The sequence below is a fragment of the Streptomyces sp. NPDC056361 genome, from assembly GCF_042262805.1.
Classification (GTDB): Bacteria; Actinomycetota; Actinomycetes; order Streptomycetales; family Streptomycetaceae; genus Streptomyces.
This window is the reverse complement of sequence record NZ_JBHJQI010000059.1, coordinates 1-16,696: the sequence shown is the minus strand read 5'-3', so window position 1 is coordinate 16,696 and position 16,696 is coordinate 1. Positions and strand designations below refer to the sequence as shown.

The following is a 16,696-nucleotide window of genomic DNA, read 5'->3' as shown; positions in this document are numbered from 1 at the left end:
GTCAGGCCTTCTTGTCGTTCTTGGGCTTGTTCGGCAGCAGGGGCGCGGAGCCGATCGGCTTGTACGCGCCGTTCTGCACCGCGAAGACGAACGTGCCGCCCATCCCCAGGTCGCCGTACTCGTTGAAGTTGTACCCGCCCATCACGCCCTTGTAGTCCTGCTTGCGCAGCGCGGCCCACAGGCCCTTGCGCGCGGGTTTGCCGCCGGCCTTCGCCTGGGCCGCCAGCTGCTCGATCGTCATCGTGACCACGTCGTACGACTCGCCGGCGTAGTACGCGGGGGCCGTCCCGAACCGCTTGCGGTGGGCGGCGATGAAGGCGGCGGCCGTCTTCTGCGTGGCGGGGTCGGCGACGGGCGCGCACACGAACCAGCCTTCGGCGGCGGCTCCCGCCTGCTGGAGGAACTCCTTGCCGAAGACGGCCTGGCCGGTGAACCTCGCTCCGGTGAAGCCGAGTTCGGTCAGCGCCCGGGCGGCGAGGACGGCGGTCTCGGTGACGCCGCAGTGGACGTAGGCGTCGATGCCGGCGTCGATCATCTCGCCGAGCACCCGGCGGTACGCGCCGGCGTCGGCGTGGGCGGGGACGACCCGGAAATGCGGGGCGATGCCGGCCTGGCCGAAGCCGAAGCGGACGCCGCCGGTGACCTGCCAGCTGTACTGGTCCTCGGTACGGTCCTCCAGGACTCCGGGGCGGCGGATCGCCGGCAGCAGGGTGGCGGCGAAGGAGAGGTGGGTGCCCGCGCTGATGTGGTTGGGGATGGCGCGCAGGAGCGTCTCGTTCCACGAGCTGCCCGAGCGCAGGGTGAGCAGGTTGTATCCGGCCGACACGGTGATCAGCGGGATACCGGCCTCCTCGAAGGCGGGCATGACGGCCTGGCCGACGGCGTCGGTGGTGGGGCCGAGGACCGCGAGGACGCCGGGGTCGGTGGTGAGGGGCTTGACGGTCTCCAGGACGCGGGACGCGTCGCCCCGGTCGTCGACCACCTTGAGGGCGAGCGTGAAGGGCTTGTCCTTGCGGGCGTTGAACTGCTCGACGGCGAGGCGCGCGCCGCGCTCCTGGGCCTGGCCGATCTCCTTGGCGGGCCCGGACAGGTCGGCGAGGACACCGATCGTCCAGCTGGTGCGGGGCGGTACGGGCTTCTTGCCGCCCTTGCCGTCCGTCTCCTTGTCGTCCCCGAGCCCCGCCCAGACGGCCGCCGCGCCGCCGCCGACGGCCAGCACGGCGGCGCCCGAGGCGAGCAGCAGGAAGCCGCGTCGGCTCTTCTCCGGGGCGGCCGGGCCGGTGGTGGCGCCGGCCTCGGTGACGTCGATCTCGGGGAGGGCGAGCATCCGGGCGGAACGTTCGGCGATGGTCCGGACGACGGGGGCGGGCAGCCATTCGGCGCCGTCGCCGGGGCGGTCCTCGACGAGCTGGACCCCGATCTCGGCCGCGGTGGGCCGTCCGGCGGGGTCCTTGGCGAGGCAGGCGCGGACGAGGTCGAGCAGGCCTTCGGGGACGCCGGTGAGGTCGGGCTCGTCGTGGACGGTCCGGTACATCAGGGCGTCGACGGCGCCGGTGCCGAAGGGCGGGCGTCCGGTCGCCGCGTACGCGAGGAGACAGCCGAGGGCGAAGACGTCGGCGGGCGGGCCGATGGCGTCGGTGCGGGCCTCGGCCTGCTCGGGGGCGAGGAAGCCGGGGGTGCCGACGACCATGTCGGTGGCGGTGAGAGCGGTCTCGCCGGTGGCGCGGGCGATGCCGAAGTCGATGAGACGGGGGCCGTCGACGGCGAGGAGGACGTTCCCGGGCTTCACGTCCCGGTGGACGAGCCCGGCCGCGTGCACGGCGGCGAGGGCTCGGGCGACGGACCAGCCGAGGAGGCGGACGCTCCGCTCGGGCAGCGGGCCGTGCGCGGCGACGGCCTCGCCGAGGGAGGGGCCGGCGACGAAGGCGGTGGCCATCCACGGTTCGGGGGCGTCCGGGTCGGCGCCGGTGACGGGGACGGCCCAGGGGCTGGAGACCCGGCGGGCGGCCTCGACCTCGCGGCGGAAGCGGGCCCGGAAGTCGGGCTGGTCGGCCTGGTCGGCGTGGGTGACCTTGACGGCGGCGAGTTCGCCGGCGGCGGTGCGGCCGAGGTAGACGACGCCCATGCCGCCGGCGCCGAGGCGGCCGAGGAGCCGGTAGCCGGCGATCGCCGACGGGTCGGAGAGCAGCAGCGGCTGGAGGGCGCCGGGCTCGGGGCGTTCGGGCCGGGGCTGCGGGGTGGGAGTGCTCACGACTGGACCTCCAGCTCGTCCTCGACGCGTTGCAGCATGGTGACGAGGGCCTGGACCTGCGCCTGGGCCGTGCCGGTGATGGTGTCTCCGTTCAACTCCTGGTAGCCGGGGGCGCCCTTGACGACGGTGGCGACGGTGACCTGGCCGAGCCGGGACTGGTACCAGCTGTAGGGCTGCTTCCCCTTCACCGCGTCGTTGACGTAGGAGCCGCCCTCGCGGATCGCGTCGTGGGCGGTGGCGTTGCCGCCGACGCCGAAGGGGTTGCCGAGCGACATGAGTCCGGTGATGCGCTCGCCGTCGCGGAGCTTCTGGTCGGGGCAGTTCAGCGCCTCTTCGAGGGTGGAGGCCATCTCCCAGTCGGCGTCGGACTCGGTGCGGTGCACGGTGACGGTGGCGGCGACCCGCAGGACGCCCTTGCCGCCGGCCGCCGGGAGCTCGCTGTAGGCGGTGACGCTGGCGAGGACGTCCGCGGGCCGGGTGCCGGTCTCCCAGGAGCAGTTGGCTCCGAGGACGGGCCAGTAGTCCGGGTCGCTGAGGTACGGGGTGCGCTTGACGTAGCCGGGGGCCCAGGCGTCGGGTCCGGCGACGACGGCGAGGGCGAGGCGGCGGGCCTCGGCCTCGGTCTTCGGCGCGCGCTTCGGGTCGGGGGTGAAGTCGAGGGCGGTCGGGGTGGGAGCCGGGGCGGTGGTCGACGCCTTGGCGGTTCCCGGTGCGGTGCTCGCGCTCGTACTCCCCTTGCCGTCGGGTCTCTCCCCGTCGCCGGCTCCGCTGGTGCAGCCGGTTGCGATCAGGCCGCCTGCCAGTACGGCGCAGCAGGCGTGCAGAAGTCTTCGGTCCGCGTACGCCACAGTTCCCCCACGGTCCTCACGGATTCACCACGAACGGTGAGGAGATCGTACGGCCGGGCACCGACAACTCGCCTTGGTTACAACATCATTGGGACGGATCCGTGGCACGCTCGCGACGCGCGTCGTCGTAGCGGGCGCGGGCCTGCTCGACCTCGGGGACGCGGCGGTCGGTCCAGCGGGCGAGTTCCCAGACCTGGCGGGCGGCCTCCTCGCCGAGGGGGGTGAGGGAGTAGTCGACGCGGGGCGGGATGACGGGGTGGGCGTGGCGGTGGACGAAGCCGTCGCGTTCGAGGGTCTGGAGGGTCTGCGTGAGCATCTTCTCGCTGACGCGGCCGACGTGGCGGCGGAGCTCGCTGAAGCGGTAGGAGCGCTCGCGGAGCGCGATGAGGACGAGGACGCCCCAGCGGCTGGTGACGTGCTCCAGGACGAGGCGGGCGGGGCACATGGTGCCGTCGACGTCGGCGAGCAGGCCTTGCGGTTCCTTGCTTACTCCCATGCCAGTACCTTACCTCGACACCAGTACCTTACTCCAAGGTGGGTACTTACGAATGGTTAGCGCCCGACGTACGGTGAGTGCATCGCCCACCGCACCCCACGGGAAAAGGAAGCCACGCCATGAGCATCGTCGTCACCGGAGCCACCGGCCAGCTCGGCCGCCTCGTCATCGACGCCCTCCTCGCCGCCGTCCCCGCCGAGTCCGTCGCCGCCGTCGTGCGGAACAAGGAGAAGGCGGCCGACCTCGCGGACCGGGGCGTCGAGCTGCGGATCGCCGACTACAGCCGGCCCGAGACGCTGGCCGAGGCCTTCGCGGCCGGCGACCGGGTGCTGCTGATCTCGGGCAGCGAGGTCGGGCAGCGGGTGCCGCAGCACGCCGCCGTGATCGACGCGGCCAAGGCGGCGGGGGTGGCCCAGCTCGCGTACACCGGCGTCCTCGGCGGGGACGACGCCGACTTCGACCTGGCGGCCGAGCACAAGGAGACCGAGCGGCTGATCCTCGCCTCGGGCCTGCCGCACACCTTCCTCCGCAACGGCTGGTACACGGAGAACTACACGGCGAACCTCGCGCCGGTGCTGGCCCACGGCGCCGTCGTCGCCAACGCCGGCGAGGGCCGGATCGCCTCGGCGGCCCGCGCCGACTACGCCGCCGCCGCGGCCGCCGTGCTGACCGGCCCGGCCGAGGAGCACCTGGGCAGGACCTACGAGCTGAGCGGCGACACCGCCTGGTCGCTGGCCGAGTACGCGGCCGAGGTCGCCGCGCAGTCCGGCCGGGAGATCGCGTACAGCAACGTCCCCGCCGAGGCGCACCTCGCGATCCTCACCGGCGCCGGCGTCCCGCAGGTCTTCGCCGAGATCCTGGTCGACGTCGACCGGGCCGTCGAGCACGGCGCGCTCGCCGTGCGGACCGGCGACCTGGCCCGCCTGATCGGTCGGCCGACCACCCCGATCGCCGTGACGATCAAGGAAGCCCTGGCCTCCGCGTGAGGTGGTCATGACCGTATCGCGGTACGGGCATGACAACCTGCCCCGCGCGGCGCTACCTTCGACGGGACAGCACGGCGCGGGGCAGGGCAGGAGGTCCGGTGAAGACGGATGACGAAGGACGAGCAGGCTTGCTCTACGGGATCGGCGCCTACGGCATGTGGGGTCTGGTCCCGCTCTTCTGGCCGCTCCTGAAACCCGCCGGGGCGATCGAGATCCTCGCCCACCGGATGGTGTGGTCGCTGGTCTTCGTCGGAATCGCGCTGCTCGCGCTCCGCCGCTGGGGCTGGATCAGGGAGCTGGTGAGCAGCCCGCGCAAGCTCGGCATGATCACCGTGGCCGCCTCCGTCATCACGGTGAACTGGGGCCTCTACATCTGGTCCGTCAACACGGGCCACGTCGTCGAGGCCTCCCTCGGCTACTTCATCAACCCGCTCGTCACCATCGCCCTCGGCGTCCTCGTCCTGAAGGAGCGACTGCGGCCCGCGCAGTGGGCGGCGGTCGGCGTCGGTCTCGCCGCCGTGCTCGTCCTCGCGATCGGGTACGGCCGGCCGCCGTGGATCTCGCTCACCCTCGCCTTCTCCTTCGCCGTCTACGGCCTGGTGAAGAAGAAGGTCAACATCGGCGGCCTGGAGTCGCTCGCCGCCGAGACCGCCGTCCAGTTCCTGCCCGCCCTCGGCTACCTGGTGTGGCTCGGGACGCAGGACACCCTGGCCTTCGGCTCCCACGGCGCGGGCCACACGGCGCTGCTCGCCGCCACCGGCATCGTCACGGCGGTGCCGCTGATCTGCTTCGGGGCGGCGGCCATCCGCGTACCGCTGTCGACGCTGGGACTGCTCCAGTACCTGGCGCCGACCTTCCAGTTCCTGCTCGGCATCGTCTACTTCCACGAGGCGATGCCGGCGGAGCGCTGGGCGGGCTTCTCGCTCGTCTGGCTCGCCCTGACGATCCTCACCTGGGACGCCCTGCGCACGGCCCGTCGGAGCAGGGCCGAGGTCGAGGCCGCGAAGGCCACGGTGGCGGCCGAGACGGTCGCGGCCGACGCCGCGGCTCCGACCCCGAACCCGGCTCCGGACCCGGCTCCGTCCGCGCGGACGGGCGGCTGACCCCGGCCCTCGGCCTCCGCTCAGGAGGCCAGGAGGTCGTGCTCCCGGATCAGCCAGCAGACGGCGGTCAGCCGCAGGGTCGCGAAGTCGTGGCCGGCGGGCTCGGTCCACTCCGCCTCGGAGAGCCCGTCGGTGAACCCGAGGACGTAGTCGCCGAGCTCCTCGCGCCGGACGGCCCGGCGGCCCCCGGGGCCCCGCTGGGCCGGGACCAGGGCGTCGCGCACGGCCGCCGCGTGCTGGTCGACGGCGGCCGCGAGCGCCGGGTCGGAGGCGGCCTCCGAGAGCCGGGGCAGATACGCGGCGGCGACGCCGATCAGCGGACAGCCGGGCGATGCGTTCATCCCTCCACATTAGGGGCGCACGGGGACGTTCCGGCCGTGACGTCGGTCTCAGCGCGCACCCCCGGGGCCCGGAAATCCGGTGGCCCCGCCCGGCGGTCGCCCCGCACCCTGGGGCCCATGGAAGAACCGAAGTACCGGATCCGGGCGCTCCACACCCCGGACACCGTGACCGTCTACCAGGCCTACCGCCCCGGGATCGGTCTGCCGGCGGCCCGGGAGGGTCGTTTTCCGGCCGCGTGGAAGCGGGACCGGATGACGTGGATCAAGCCGTCGTTCCTGTGGATGATGTACCGCTCCGGCTGGGGCGAGAAGGAGGGCCAGGAGACGGTCCTCGCCGTGGAGATCACCCGCGAGGGCTTCGAGTGGGCCCTGCGGAACGCCTGCCTGTCGCACTACGCCCGCGGGTTCCACCCCGACCGGGCCACCTGGCAGCGGCAGTTGAAGCGGGCGCCGGCGCGCGTCCAGTGGGACCCGGAGCGCGACCTGCGGCTGCGGCCGCTGCCGCACCGGTCGCTCCAGCTCGGGCTCTCGGGCGAGGCCTCCCGCGCGTACGCGGACGAGTGGACGGTCGCGATCACCGACGTCACCGCGCTCGCCCACGAGGTCCACGGCCTGGTCCGGGCCGGCGACCCGGAGGCCGCGGGCCGGCTGCTGCCCCGCGAGGAGCCGTATCCGGTGCCCGACGGCCTCCTCGGCCACCTGCTCGTTCAGGAACCGGCGACGGAGACCGAGAAGTTGAAGTCGCCGGTGCCGAGCACGCCGTAGAGCCGCAGCCAGAGCTGCATGAGCTGCTCGGTGGCGCGGGCGCTCGACAGGTCGCCGAGGTCGACGATCCGCTCGGCCGGCCAGCCGAAGGAGCCCAGCAGGTCGGCGACGACGGCCTTCGCGGCCGCGTCGTCGCCGCTGACGAAGACGTTGTGGGCGCCGGGGACCCGGTCGGGCTCGACCATGACCGTGTTGGTCATGGTGTTGAGCGTCTTGACGACGCGCGCCTCCGGGAACGCCTTCTGGAGCTGCTCGGCGAGGCTGCCGCCGTCGAACGTGACGACCTTGGGCGGGAAGCCCTCGGAGAAGTCGAGGGCGTTGGACACGTCGACGAGGACCTTGCCCCGCAGGTTGTCGGCGCCCGCGGCCTCCAGGACGGCGAGCGAGACGAGGCCGCCGGTCGCGTTCACCACCAGCTCGGCGGGGGCCGCGGCGTCGGCGAACGTGCCGTGCCCGCTGCCGTGCTCCTCCGCCCACTTCACCGCCTCGGCGTTGTCCGCGGTGCGGGAGCCCAGCGTGACCTCGTGGCCGAGCGAGACCAGCTTGGTGGCGAGGCGGCGACCGACCTCGCCCGTTCCCAGTACGGCGATCTGCATGTACGTGCGCTCCTTCGGGGCGTGTGCACCTGCGGTTCCGGGAGCCCGACCCTACGTCCTGACGGGCGCGGACGTCGTCCCGTTTCGTCCCGGGTCGGGGACCGGCCGCCCGCGGACCTGCCGGGGCGTCAGCCCTCCCCCGCACGGGACCGGTGCGCCCGCACCTTGTGCCGGTTGCCGCACCGGTCCATCGAGCACCAACGGCGGCGCCCCGGGCGGGAGGTGTCGGCGAAGAGAAGGGCGCAGTCGTCGGCGCCGCAGACCCTGATCCGGTCGGCGTGGGGCCCGGTGAGCAGCTCGACGGCGTCCCGGGCGACGGTCGCCAGGAGCCCTGTCCCGGTGGCTCCCGGCGCCCACGCGCGCGTCCCGTCGGCGGCGATGACGGCGACCAGGGGCGCCTCGGCCGCGGCGGCGTTGACGGCGGCCAGTTCCCCGGGCGCGGGCGGAGCGCCCTCGGCCCGGGCGAGGGCGAGTCCCCAGAGCGCGTCCCTGGTCCTCCGTACGGTCGCGAGCTCCGCGGCGGTGACGGTCAGGTCGAGTCCGGGGGCGAGCCGGCACTCCCCGACCCAATCGAGCAGGCCCTCGACGCGGTCGAGGACCTCGTACTGCGCGGCGACGGGGCCGGGGCCGCCGGTGAGCAGGAGCTCCAGGCAGAGGGCACCGGCGTCGAAGCGGAAGTGCCGCCCGTCGCGGTGCAGCAGAGTCATTCCGGCGGTTCCGGCGTTTCCGGTGGCGGCCTCGGTCACGTAACCACTATAACGGGTTACATGACAGCGATGCATTGGAAGCTCGTCCTCGACGCCGCCGACCCGCATGCCCAGGCCGCCTTCTGGGCGGCCGCCCTCGGCTACCTGGAAGAGGACCACGACGCCCACATCCGGCGCCTCCTCGACCTCGGGGCCGCCCCCTCCGAGGCGACCCTCACCCTCCACGAGGACACCGACCGCGCCCGCCTCGGCTGGCGCGACCTCGCCGCCGTCCGCCACCCCGACGACCCGCACGACCCGGTGACGGGCGGCGGTCTCGGGCGCCGCCTCCTCATCCAGCGCGTCCCCGAGCCGAAGACCACCAAGAACCGCCTCCACCTCGACCTCCACCCGGCCCCCGGCACCCGGGACGACGAGGTCCGGCGGCTCGAAGCCCTCGGCGCCGACGTCCTCCGCCGCGTCGACGAACCCTCCGGTTCCTGGGTCGTCATGACCGACCCCGAGGGCAACGAGTTCTGCGTCCACTGACCCCGTCAGGGTCGCCGGACCTCGAACTGGAAGCACCCGTACTCCACGGCCCGGACGTGCACCAACGTCACCGCCGGATCCGCGAACGCCTCCGCGAACGCCCGGTCGAACCCTTCGCGCGGCACCTCCGGGAGCTCCAGCAGCCGTCCGCCGACGATCCGCCCACCCGCGTCGTACCGGCGGACGGCACGCAGCGCCCCGACCCTCTCGAACGGATACGTCCCCGACGGCGCGGGCCCCCCGCACTCCTCGGCGTGCACGAACACCGGCCCCTGCTCGTCGTACGCCCCCGGTTCGGCCCCCGCCTCCGCCGCCCACCGCCGCAGCGGCGCGTACGACACGAGCGCGATCCGCTCCCCCACGGCGGACGACCGCAGACAGCAGCGCAACGGAGCCCCGCCCTCCGCGTCCGCGTACGGCACCGGCGCACTCCCGGCGTCATCGGAGGCCCGCAACTCGGCGAGGACGGCGGTCGGGATGGGCCGGGCCGCGTACGCGGTCGCGGCGTCGGCGCGGGTGTCGATGCCGGTGCCGGCTTCGGTGTCGGTGTCGATCTCGATGTCGATGCTCATGCGCCCAGCGTCACGCGCGGCGCCCCCCGCCGCTGGCGCAATTCGGACACGGTGCTCGGCCCCTCCCCCTACGCCCGCCGCACCGCCTGCGCCTCCGCCCGCTCGACCGACGCCCGGCCGTGCACGTGGACCAGGGCCAGGTGGAAGAGGGCCGGGGCCAGCGGGGCCCAGCGGTGGCGGCGTTCCGGGGACAGGAGGTAGCGCGTGACGTCGGCCGTGCGGAAGGGGACGTACTCGATGGTCTCGTGCTCCCACCGGTCCGCGACGCCCCTGCTCATGCGCGCCTGGAGCTGGTCGCCCGTCAGGTCGTTCAGGCGCGCGTAGAAGTGGGCGCTCCAGTGGCGCTTGCCGACGTCGAGGACGAAGGCGAGCAGCGTGAGCGTGTACTCGTGCGGCTCGATCGACAGCTCCTCGCGCATGCCCCGGCGGGCGACGGCGTGCAGGTCGGGGGCGTTGCGCCCGGCGGAGTCGATGTGGCGCGAGAGGCCCTCGTTGACGGAGGAGTTCCAGAGTCCCGGCGCCATCCGGACGCGCTCGCTGCGACGGCTCACGACGAGGAGGTGGTCGGCGGTGACGACGGCGACGTTGGCGGCGAAGCTGCACTGGAGGAACGCGGGCGCGGTGAGCGGCGCGTCCGGGTCGAGGTAGCGGCCGCGCGGGGTGGTGCCGTCCGGGAGGCGCCGGTCGAGCTGCTGGGCGGCGAGGAAGGTGTAGTAGTCGGTGGGCCTCAGCCGCAGGTGGACCTCGGACTGCTCGTCGAGGGCGGTACGGCTGACCTCGACGGATTCGACGGCGTACCGGGGCCCGTTCCAGACGGGCCGGCGCTCGCCGGCTTCGGCGGCGCGCCTCTCCTCGGCCTCGATCTCGTCGCGCCAGCCCGCCATCTCCCCGGGCAACGCGACGTCTCCGTCGAGCACTTGGACGTGGACGGACTCGGCGGCGATGGCGCGGTCGCCGTCCCCCTCGACGATGAGCGCGGGGGTGTGCAGCGGGCCGAGGGAGAACGTGGCCCAGGCGCGTCCCTGTTCCTGCCGGTAGGTGAGGCTGCGGACGACGCCGGCGGAGCGGCGGCGGACCTTGAACCACAGGTCCTGCGTCCACTGCTGGAAGAGGGTCGCGAAGACGACTCCGAGAACAGCGCCGACGATTCCGTTACCGAGGTCTATTCCGTCCACGGGCAGCAGCGTAGGTCATGTCCACGTCCTGTCCGCTGAGCGAACGCACCTGACCGGTTTCCGCTCTTGACGTGAAGTCAAATTCTCACTGAACATTCAGCACGCACAGCAGAACAACTGAACACCGCACATGCACTCGCACAGCTCCAGCGCCTCGTGGCACCCAAGCCCGAGGCGTCTCGCACGTTCCGTCCCATCCCCGTTCGGAATCCGGAGCCCCCACAGATGAACATCTCCGTGCCCAGACGTGTCACCGCGGTCGCCGCGCTCGCGGCGCTCGCGCTCGGCGGTCTCACCGGGACCGCGTCCGCCGGGTCGCAGGCGGCTGCCGCCGCGCCCGACATCCCGCTGGCCAACGTCAAGCAGCACTTGGCGGACCTCCAGTCGATAGCCACCGCCAACGGCGGCAACCGCGCCCACGGGCGTACCGGCTACAAGGCGTCGATCGACTTCGTGAAGGCCAAGCTGGACGCGGCCGGCTACACGACGACCCTGCAGACCTTCACCTCCGGCGGAGCCACCGGCTACAACCTGATAGCCGACTGGCCGGGCGGTGACCCGAACCAGGTCCTGATGGCCGGTTCGCACCTCGACTCGGTGACCTCGGGTCCCGGGATCAACGACAACGGCTCCGGCTCCGCGGCCGTCCTGGAGACGGCGCTCGCCGTGTCCCGCGCGGGCTACCAGCCCACCAAGCACCTGCGGTTCGGCTGGTGGGGCGCGGAGGAGCTCGGGCTCATCGGCTCGAAGTACTACGTCAACAACCTGCCGGCCGCCGAGCGTTCGAAGGTCAAGGGCTACCTGAACTTCGACATGATCGGCTCGCCGAACCCGGGCTACTTCGTCTACGACGACGACCCCACGATCGAGCAGACCTTCAAGGACTACTTCGCCGGGCTCGGCATCTCCACGGAGATCGAGACCGAGGGCGACGGCCGCTCCGACCACGCCCCGTTCAAGAACGTGGGCATCCCGGTCGGCGGGCTCTTCACGGGCGCCGACTACATCAAGACGGCGGCCCAGGCGCAGAAGTGGGGCGGCACCTCCGGTCAGGCCTTCGACCGCTGCTACCACTCGTCCTGCGACACGACGGCGAACATCAACGACACCGCCCTCGACCGCAACAGCGACGCCATCGCGCACGCGATCTGGACGCTGTCCGGGACCACCACGCCGCCGACCGGCACGGTCTTCGAGAACTCGGCCGACGTCTCCGTACCGGACAACGGCGCCGCGGTCACCTCGACGGTCAACGTCACCGGCATCACCGGCAACGCCCCGAGCAACCTCGCCGTCGGCGTGGACATCGTCCACACCTACCGCGGTGACCTCGTCGTGGACCTCATCGCCCCCGACGGCTCGGTCTACAGCCTCTCCAACCGCTCCGGCGGCAGCGCCGACAACATCCAGCAGACCTTCACCGTGAACGCCTCCACCGAGGTCGCCAACGGCGCCTGGAAGCTCCGCGTCCAGGACAAGGCCTCGATCGACACGGGCTACATCAACAACTTCAAGTTGACGTTCCCGTAGCCGAGAAACTCCCGGGTGGGTCGGTGACCATCGCCCCCGACCCGCCCGGGGTCCCAACCCGGCCGCTACTTCCCGGAGTCGGCCGCCTCCACCAGCGCGTCCTTGGTCACCGCGCCGACGTAGACCCGGCCGTCGTCGGTGAGGAGCGCGTTCACCAGCTTCGTCTTGAAGACGGTGCCGGAGCCGAACTTGCCGGTGACCTTGTCGCCGAGGGAGTCCAGGAAGCCCTGGACCTCCTTCGGCGCTTCGTCCGTCTTGGGCGCCGGGGCGCCGGTGTCGAACTTCGCGATCGTCGTCCAGCCCTCGCCGATGACGTTCAGGTCGCCACCGCCCTCCCCGAGGCCCGGGAAGCCGCCCGTGAGGCCTTCGAGGCCCTCGGGCAGCCCGTCGCCGGAGTCGGCGGCGTCCGCGCCCTTCTCCGCGGCGCCCTCCGTCACCTTCGCGCCCTTCGGCGCCTTGAAGGTGAAGTCCGACGCGGCCGGCTTGCCGAAGTCGACCTTCGTGAAGCCCGCGTCGACGACCGGCTTGCCGCCCTCGACCGAGGAGAGGGTGAACTTCAGCGGGGTGCCGTTCGCCGCGTCCACCGCGATCTTCACCGACTCGACCGTCGAACCGGCCTGCTTCGGCTTGATCACCAGCTGGTACGCGTCCCGGCCGGCCACCTTCGCCGTACCGCCGACGGTGATCGACGTGGTGTCGCCGGCGGCCTTCAGGACCTCGTCCGCGAGCTCCTTGGGCGTGCCGGGGAGCCGCTTGTCCGCCTCGGGGGCGCCGGACGCGCCCTTCTCGTGGAAGACCTCGTTCGACTTGCTGTCGTAGCCCCAGACGTCGTCGCCGTTGTGGATCAGGCTGTACTCGTCGGAGCCGTCCAGCAGGGTGAGCCGCTGGCGCTCCGGGCCGTCCGCCGCGACGCGCAGCGTGTGGGTGCCCGAGACGAGCTCGGTGAGCTTCTCGGTGGGGTCCGCGGACCCGGAGCCGGCGCCGCCGCCGATGCCGGCCAGGCCGCCGAGGGACGGCAGGCCCAGGTCGGTGGAGACGCGGAACGTGCCGGACAGGGTCTGGGTGTCCGAGGCGGCGATCTTCTCGATGAGCTGCTGTGCCGTGATCTCCGGCAGGTCCGGGTCGCCGGACGCCGCGAGGGCCGGGACGAGCCCGATGGTCGCCGCGGCCACTCCGGCCACCGCGACCGGGACGACGTACCGGCTCGCCTTGCGACGGGTCTCGCTACGAACTTCGTTCGCTGCCATGGTCTCCGCTACCTCCGTGCGCCCTGGTGTGGTCGATGCCTCCATCTGACCAAACCGGGGACACGGAATCGTCAGACCCCGGGATCAACCTGGCGTACTGCTTCGGGATGACCCGACCCTGAGAAGCGCTAGCCCGCGCGGTGGACCACCGCGTCGCACATCTCCGCGAGGGCCGCCTTGGCGTAGCAGTCGGGCAGCGGCGCCAGCATGGCGCGCGCCTCCTCCGCGTACCGCACGGTGTCGCGGCGGGCCTGCTCCAGGGCGGGGTGGGTGCGCAGCCGGCGCAGGACCTCGGCGTGCCGGGCGTCGTCGGTGAGGTCGCCGTCGACGAGCGCGACGAGTTCGACGTCCTCGGGGCGCCCGTGGGCGGCGGCCGCGGCCCGCAGGTGCAGGACGGGCAGGGTGGGGATGCCCTCGCGGAGGTCGGTGCCGGGGGTCTTGCCGGACTCGTGGGAGTCGGAGGCGATGTCGAGGACGTCGTCGGCGAGCTGGAAGGCGACGCCGAGCCGCTCGCCGTACTGGGTGAGGATGTCGACGACGGACTCGTCGGCGCCGGACATCATGGCGCCGAAGCGGCAGGAGACGGCGACGAGGGAGCCGGTCTTGCCGCCGAGGACGTCGAGGTAGTGGTCGACGGGGTCGCGGCCGTCGGTCGGGCCCGCGGTCTCCAGGATCTGGCCGGTCACCAGGCGCTCGAACGCCTCGGACTGGATGCGTACGGCGTCGGGGCCGAGGTCCGCGAGCGTGTGCGAGGCGCGGGCGAAGAGGAAGTCACCCGTGAGGACGGCGATCGAGTTGCCCCAGCGGGTGTTGGCGCTGTCGACGCCGCGCCGGACGTCGGCCTCGTCCATGACGTCGTCGTGGTAGAGCGTGGCCAGGTGGGTGAGTTCGACGACCACGGCGGAGGGCACGACGCCCGGCGCGTGGGGGTCGCCGAACTGGGCGGCGAGCATCACGAGCAGGGGGCGGAACCGCTTGCCGCCGGCGAGCACGAGGTGCTGCGCGGCCTCCGTGATGAAGGGGACATCGCTCTTGGTGGCGTCCAGGAGGCCCGCCTCCACAGCCGCCAAACCGGTCTGGACATCGGCCTCAAGAGCCTGGTCCCGCACGCTAAGACCGAACGGCCCGACGACGGTCACGAGGGGGTCTCCTGTCTGCTGACGCCTGCTGACGATCACATGGATTGTCGATGTGTCGCCGGATGCACTCCAGCCAGCGTATCCGGTCACCTTTCGATCACCGTGGGCGCCTTCCCGTCACCCCCGGTATGTTCGTGATCAGCTGATACGACCAGGAGTAGGCGTTTTGTCCCGAACAGCGATCGACACCGACACGAACGGCGAGCGACCACCCCCCGAGGACGGCCGCGCGCTCCTCGGCGTGCGGGCGGTCCTCGGCCCGATCCGGTACGTCGCCGGACGCCGTCACCCGGCCGGGCGCAGGCACGCCGCCGCGTTCGCCCCGGCGCCCCGGCGCCCCGGCTGCGCCGCACCATGCACCCCGTCCACTAGGGAGCCGTGATGAAGATCCGTACCGACTTCCCGTACGAGACCCGCCACGAGGACGTCCGCATCCCCCTCCCGGACGGCACCCGGCTGTACGCGCGCGTGTGGCGCCCGATCACCGACGACCCCGTACCGGCGCTCCTGGAGTACCTGCCGTACCGCCTCACCGACTGGACCGCGCCCCGCGACTGGCAGCGCCACCCCTGGTACGCGGGACACGGCTACGCGTCCGTGCGCGTCGACGTGCGCGGCCACGGCAACAGCGAGGGCCTGCCCGGCGACGAGTACGACGCGGTCGAGCTGGCCGACGGCGTGGCGGTGGTGAACTGGCTCGCCGAGCAGGAGTGGTGCACCGGCAAGGTCGGCATGTTCGGCATCTCCTGGGGCGGCTGCAACGCGCTCCAGATCGCCGCCCTGGCCCCCGAACCCCTCAAGGCGATCGTCACCGTCTGCTCCACCGACGACCGCTACGACAACGACGTGCACTACATGGGCGGCTCGGTCCTCGGCGTCGACATGCACGCCTGGGCGGCCACCATGCTCGCCTTCGTCGCCCGCCCGCCGGACCCGCAGTACGTCGGCGAGGAGTGGCGCGCGATGTGGCTGCGGCGCCTGGAGACCGTGGAGCCCCTCGTGCACACCTGGCTCGCCCACCAGACCCGGGACGCGTACTGGAAGCGCGGCAGCGTCTGCGAGGACTACGGGGCGATCCGCGCCGCCGTCCTCGCCGTCGGCGGCTGGCACGACCCCTACCGGGACACCGTCCTGCGGCTCGCCCGGCACCTCCCCCAGGACCGGGTGCGCGGCATCATCGGCCCCTGGCCCCACCAGTACCCCGACCGCGGCCTGCCCCCCGGCCCCGCCATCGGCTTCCTCCAGGAGACCCTGCGCTGGTGGGACCACCACCTCAAGGACGTCGAGAACGACGTGATGGCCGAGCCGCTGCTGCGCTCCTGGATCAGCGAGTCGCACCGGCCGGCCACCGTCTACGAGGAACTGCCGGGCCGCTGGGTCGCCGACCCTTCCTGGCCCTCCCCGCACGTCACCCCCGTCACGTACGCCTTCCAGGGGGCGCCCGTGGTCGTCGACTCGCCCCAGCAGACCGGGCTCGACGCGGGCCGCTTCTTCCCGTTCGGCAACGACGCCGACCTGCCGCCCGACCAGCGCGACGAGGACGCCCACTCGGCCTGCTTCGACTTCCCCGTGCCCGAGGACGGCGGCCCGATCGAGATCCTCGGCCGCCCGTCCGTGAGCCTCGCCCTGCGCACGGCGGCGCCCACCGGGCAGGTGATCGCCCGGCTGTGCGACATCGCCCCCGACGGCTCCTCCACCCTCGTCACCCGCGGCGCGCTGAACTTCTCCGCCCGCTACGGCCGCGACCGGGCCGTGGAGGCACAGATCGGCGAGACGGAGAGCTTCGTCTTCGAGCTGAACGGCATCGGGCACACCTTCCCGCCCGGCCACCGGGTCCGCCTCGCCGTCTCCTCCACGTACTGGCCGTGGATCTGGCCGCAGCCGGACGCGGCGGGCTTCACCCTCGACCCGGCGGGCTCGAACCTCACCCTGCCGGTCCGCGCCCGCACCGACGACGCCGTCGAGTGGGAGGAACCGGAGCAGTCCGAGCCGCTGGGCGTCGCCTACCCCGGCACCCTGGAGGAGGAGCGCCCCGAACGGGTGGTCGTCCGGGACGTCGCCAAGGGCGAGTGGCGGCTCGACGTCGACCCCCGGTACGGCGGCACGCGCGTGTACCCCGACGGCCTGGAGTTCACCGAGGACGCCGTGGAGACGTACACGATCGACGAGAGCGGCCCGCTGTCCGCCCGTACCCGCTCCGAGTGGTCCATCCGGCTCCACCGGCCCGAACTCGCCTGGGACTGCGAGGTCGAGACCCGCTCGGAGATCTCCTGCGACGCGGACGCCTTCTTCACCCTCGACGAGCTGGTCTGCAAGGAGGGCGGCGAGGTCGTCTTCCACCGCACCTGGGAGGAGCGGATCCCCCGGACGGCGGGCTGAGCACGCGGAAGGGCCCGCACCCCGTGTCCGGGG

General features: G+C 72.8%; 16 protein-coding genes. 6 read left to right on the top strand and 10 right to left on the bottom strand.

Annotated elements, in window-relative coordinates; translation table 11 throughout:
- Position 1: 1 nt before the first annotated feature.
- The 3 genes from ACFCY7_RS20450 to ACFCY7_RS20440 form a co-directional block, all read right to left on the bottom strand.
- Entirely contained in the window at positions 2 to 2,251 is a 2,250-nt protein-coding gene (locus ACFCY7_RS20450) for a bifunctional serine/threonine-protein kinase/ABC transporter substrate-binding protein (RefSeq protein WP_376487030.1), read from the bottom strand.
- Entirely contained in the window at positions 2,248 to 3,099 is an 852-nt protein-coding gene (locus tag ACFCY7_RS20445; RefSeq protein WP_376487027.1) for a hypothetical protein, read from the bottom strand. The genes ACFCY7_RS20450 and ACFCY7_RS20445 overlap by 4 nt, the downstream gene beginning before the upstream one ends.
- 85 nt (positions 3,100 to 3,184) lie before the next feature.
- Positions 3,185 to 3,595 (bottom strand): winged helix-turn-helix transcriptional regulator, encoded by a 411-nt coding sequence (locus ACFCY7_RS20440; protein WP_376487025.1) that lies wholly within the window; start codon positions 3,593 to 3,595, stop codon positions 3,185 to 3,187.
- Between the two features lie 119 nt (positions 3,596 to 3,714).
- On the opposite strand from ACFCY7_RS20440, the gene ACFCY7_RS20435 reads away from it, so the two are divergent.
- Together ACFCY7_RS20435 and rarD are read left to right on the top strand one after the other, a co-directional pair.
- A complete protein-coding gene (locus tag ACFCY7_RS20435; RefSeq protein ID WP_376487022.1) occupies positions 3,715 to 4,581 on the top strand; it encodes an NmrA family NAD(P)-binding protein in 867 nt (288 codons plus the stop codon).
- A gap of 98 nt (positions 4,582 to 4,679) precedes the next feature.
- On the top strand, positions 4,680 to 5,684 hold the full coding sequence (rarD, locus tag ACFCY7_RS20430) for an EamA family transporter RarD (RefSeq protein WP_376487020.1): 1,005 nt from the start codon (positions 4,680 to 4,682) through the stop codon (positions 5,682 to 5,684).
- A gap of 20 nt (positions 5,685 to 5,704) precedes the next feature.
- On the opposite strand, the gene ACFCY7_RS20425 is transcribed toward rarD, so the two are convergent.
- Positions 5,705 to 6,025, bottom strand: coding sequence for a DUF6401 family natural product biosynthesis protein (locus ACFCY7_RS20425; RefSeq protein ID WP_376487018.1), 321 nt, complete (start codon positions 6,023 to 6,025; stop codon positions 5,705 to 5,707).
- A 117-nt stretch (positions 6,026 to 6,142) separates the two neighbouring features.
- Between ACFCY7_RS20425 and ACFCY7_RS20420 the strand changes: the two genes are divergently transcribed.
- Complete coding sequence (locus ACFCY7_RS20420) at positions 6,143 to 6,790, top strand: DUF4291 domain-containing protein (RefSeq protein WP_376487015.1); 648 nt, start codon at positions 6,143 to 6,145, stop codon at positions 6,788 to 6,790.
- Here ACFCY7_RS20420 and ACFCY7_RS20415 read toward each other — a convergent pair.
- Positions 6,733 to 7,386, bottom strand: a complete 654-nt coding sequence (locus ACFCY7_RS20415; protein ID WP_376487013.1) for an NADPH-dependent F420 reductase — start codon at positions 7,384 to 7,386, stop codon at positions 6,733 to 6,735. The two genes, ACFCY7_RS20420 and ACFCY7_RS20415, sit on opposite strands and share 58 nt — an antisense overlap.
- A gap of 128 nt (positions 7,387 to 7,514) precedes the next feature.
- Positions 7,515 to 8,093 (bottom strand): CGNR zinc finger domain-containing protein, encoded by a 579-nt coding sequence (locus tag ACFCY7_RS20410; RefSeq protein ID WP_376487095.1) that lies wholly within the window; start codon positions 8,091 to 8,093, stop codon positions 7,515 to 7,517.
- A gap of 69 nt (positions 8,094 to 8,162) precedes the next feature.
- Between ACFCY7_RS20410 and ACFCY7_RS20405 the strand changes: the two genes are divergently transcribed.
- Positions 8,163 to 8,621: a VOC family protein gene (locus tag ACFCY7_RS20405; RefSeq protein WP_376487093.1), complete on the top strand. Its 459-nt coding sequence runs from the start codon at positions 8,163 to 8,165 to the stop codon at positions 8,619 to 8,621.
- A 5-nt stretch (positions 8,622 to 8,626) separates the two neighbouring features.
- Here the strand turns inward: ACFCY7_RS20405 and ACFCY7_RS20400 are convergent, their stop codons facing one another.
- Complete coding sequence (locus ACFCY7_RS20400) at positions 8,627 to 9,193, bottom strand: DUF1203 domain-containing protein (protein WP_376487011.1); 567 nt, start codon at positions 9,191 to 9,193, stop codon at positions 8,627 to 8,629.
- Between the two features lie 68 nt (positions 9,194 to 9,261).
- A complete protein-coding gene (locus ACFCY7_RS20395) occupies positions 9,262 to 10,368 on the bottom strand; it encodes a hypothetical protein (RefSeq protein ID WP_376487009.1) in 1,107 nt (368 codons plus the stop codon).
- A 225-nt stretch (positions 10,369 to 10,593) separates the two neighbouring features.
- Between ACFCY7_RS20395 and ACFCY7_RS20390 the strand changes: the two genes are divergently transcribed.
- Positions 10,594 to 11,898: a M28 family metallopeptidase gene (locus ACFCY7_RS20390; protein WP_376487008.1), complete on the top strand. Its 1,305-nt coding sequence runs from the start codon at positions 10,594 to 10,596 to the stop codon at positions 11,896 to 11,898.
- 65 nt (positions 11,899 to 11,963) lie between these two features.
- Here the strand turns inward: ACFCY7_RS20390 and ACFCY7_RS20385 are convergent, their stop codons facing one another.
- Positions 11,964 to 13,145 carry an outer membrane lipoprotein carrier protein LolA gene (locus ACFCY7_RS20385; protein WP_376487007.1) on the bottom strand — a complete coding sequence of 394 codons (1,182 nt, stop codon included), beginning with the start codon at positions 13,143 to 13,145 and terminating at the stop codon, positions 11,964 to 11,966.
- Positions 13,146 to 13,273: 128 nt separating this feature from the next.
- Complete coding sequence (locus ACFCY7_RS20380; protein ID WP_376487005.1) at positions 13,274 to 14,284, bottom strand: polyprenyl synthetase family protein; 1,011 nt, start codon at positions 14,282 to 14,284, stop codon at positions 13,274 to 13,276.
- Positions 14,285 to 14,665: 381 nt separating this feature from the next.
- On the opposite strand from ACFCY7_RS20380, the gene ACFCY7_RS20375 reads away from it, so the two are divergent.
- Positions 14,666 to 16,663 (top strand): CocE/NonD family hydrolase, encoded by a 1,998-nt coding sequence (locus tag ACFCY7_RS20375; RefSeq protein WP_376487003.1) that lies wholly within the window; start codon positions 14,666 to 14,668, stop codon positions 16,661 to 16,663.
- The last annotated feature ends 33 nt before the right edge of the window (positions 16,664 to 16,696 follow it).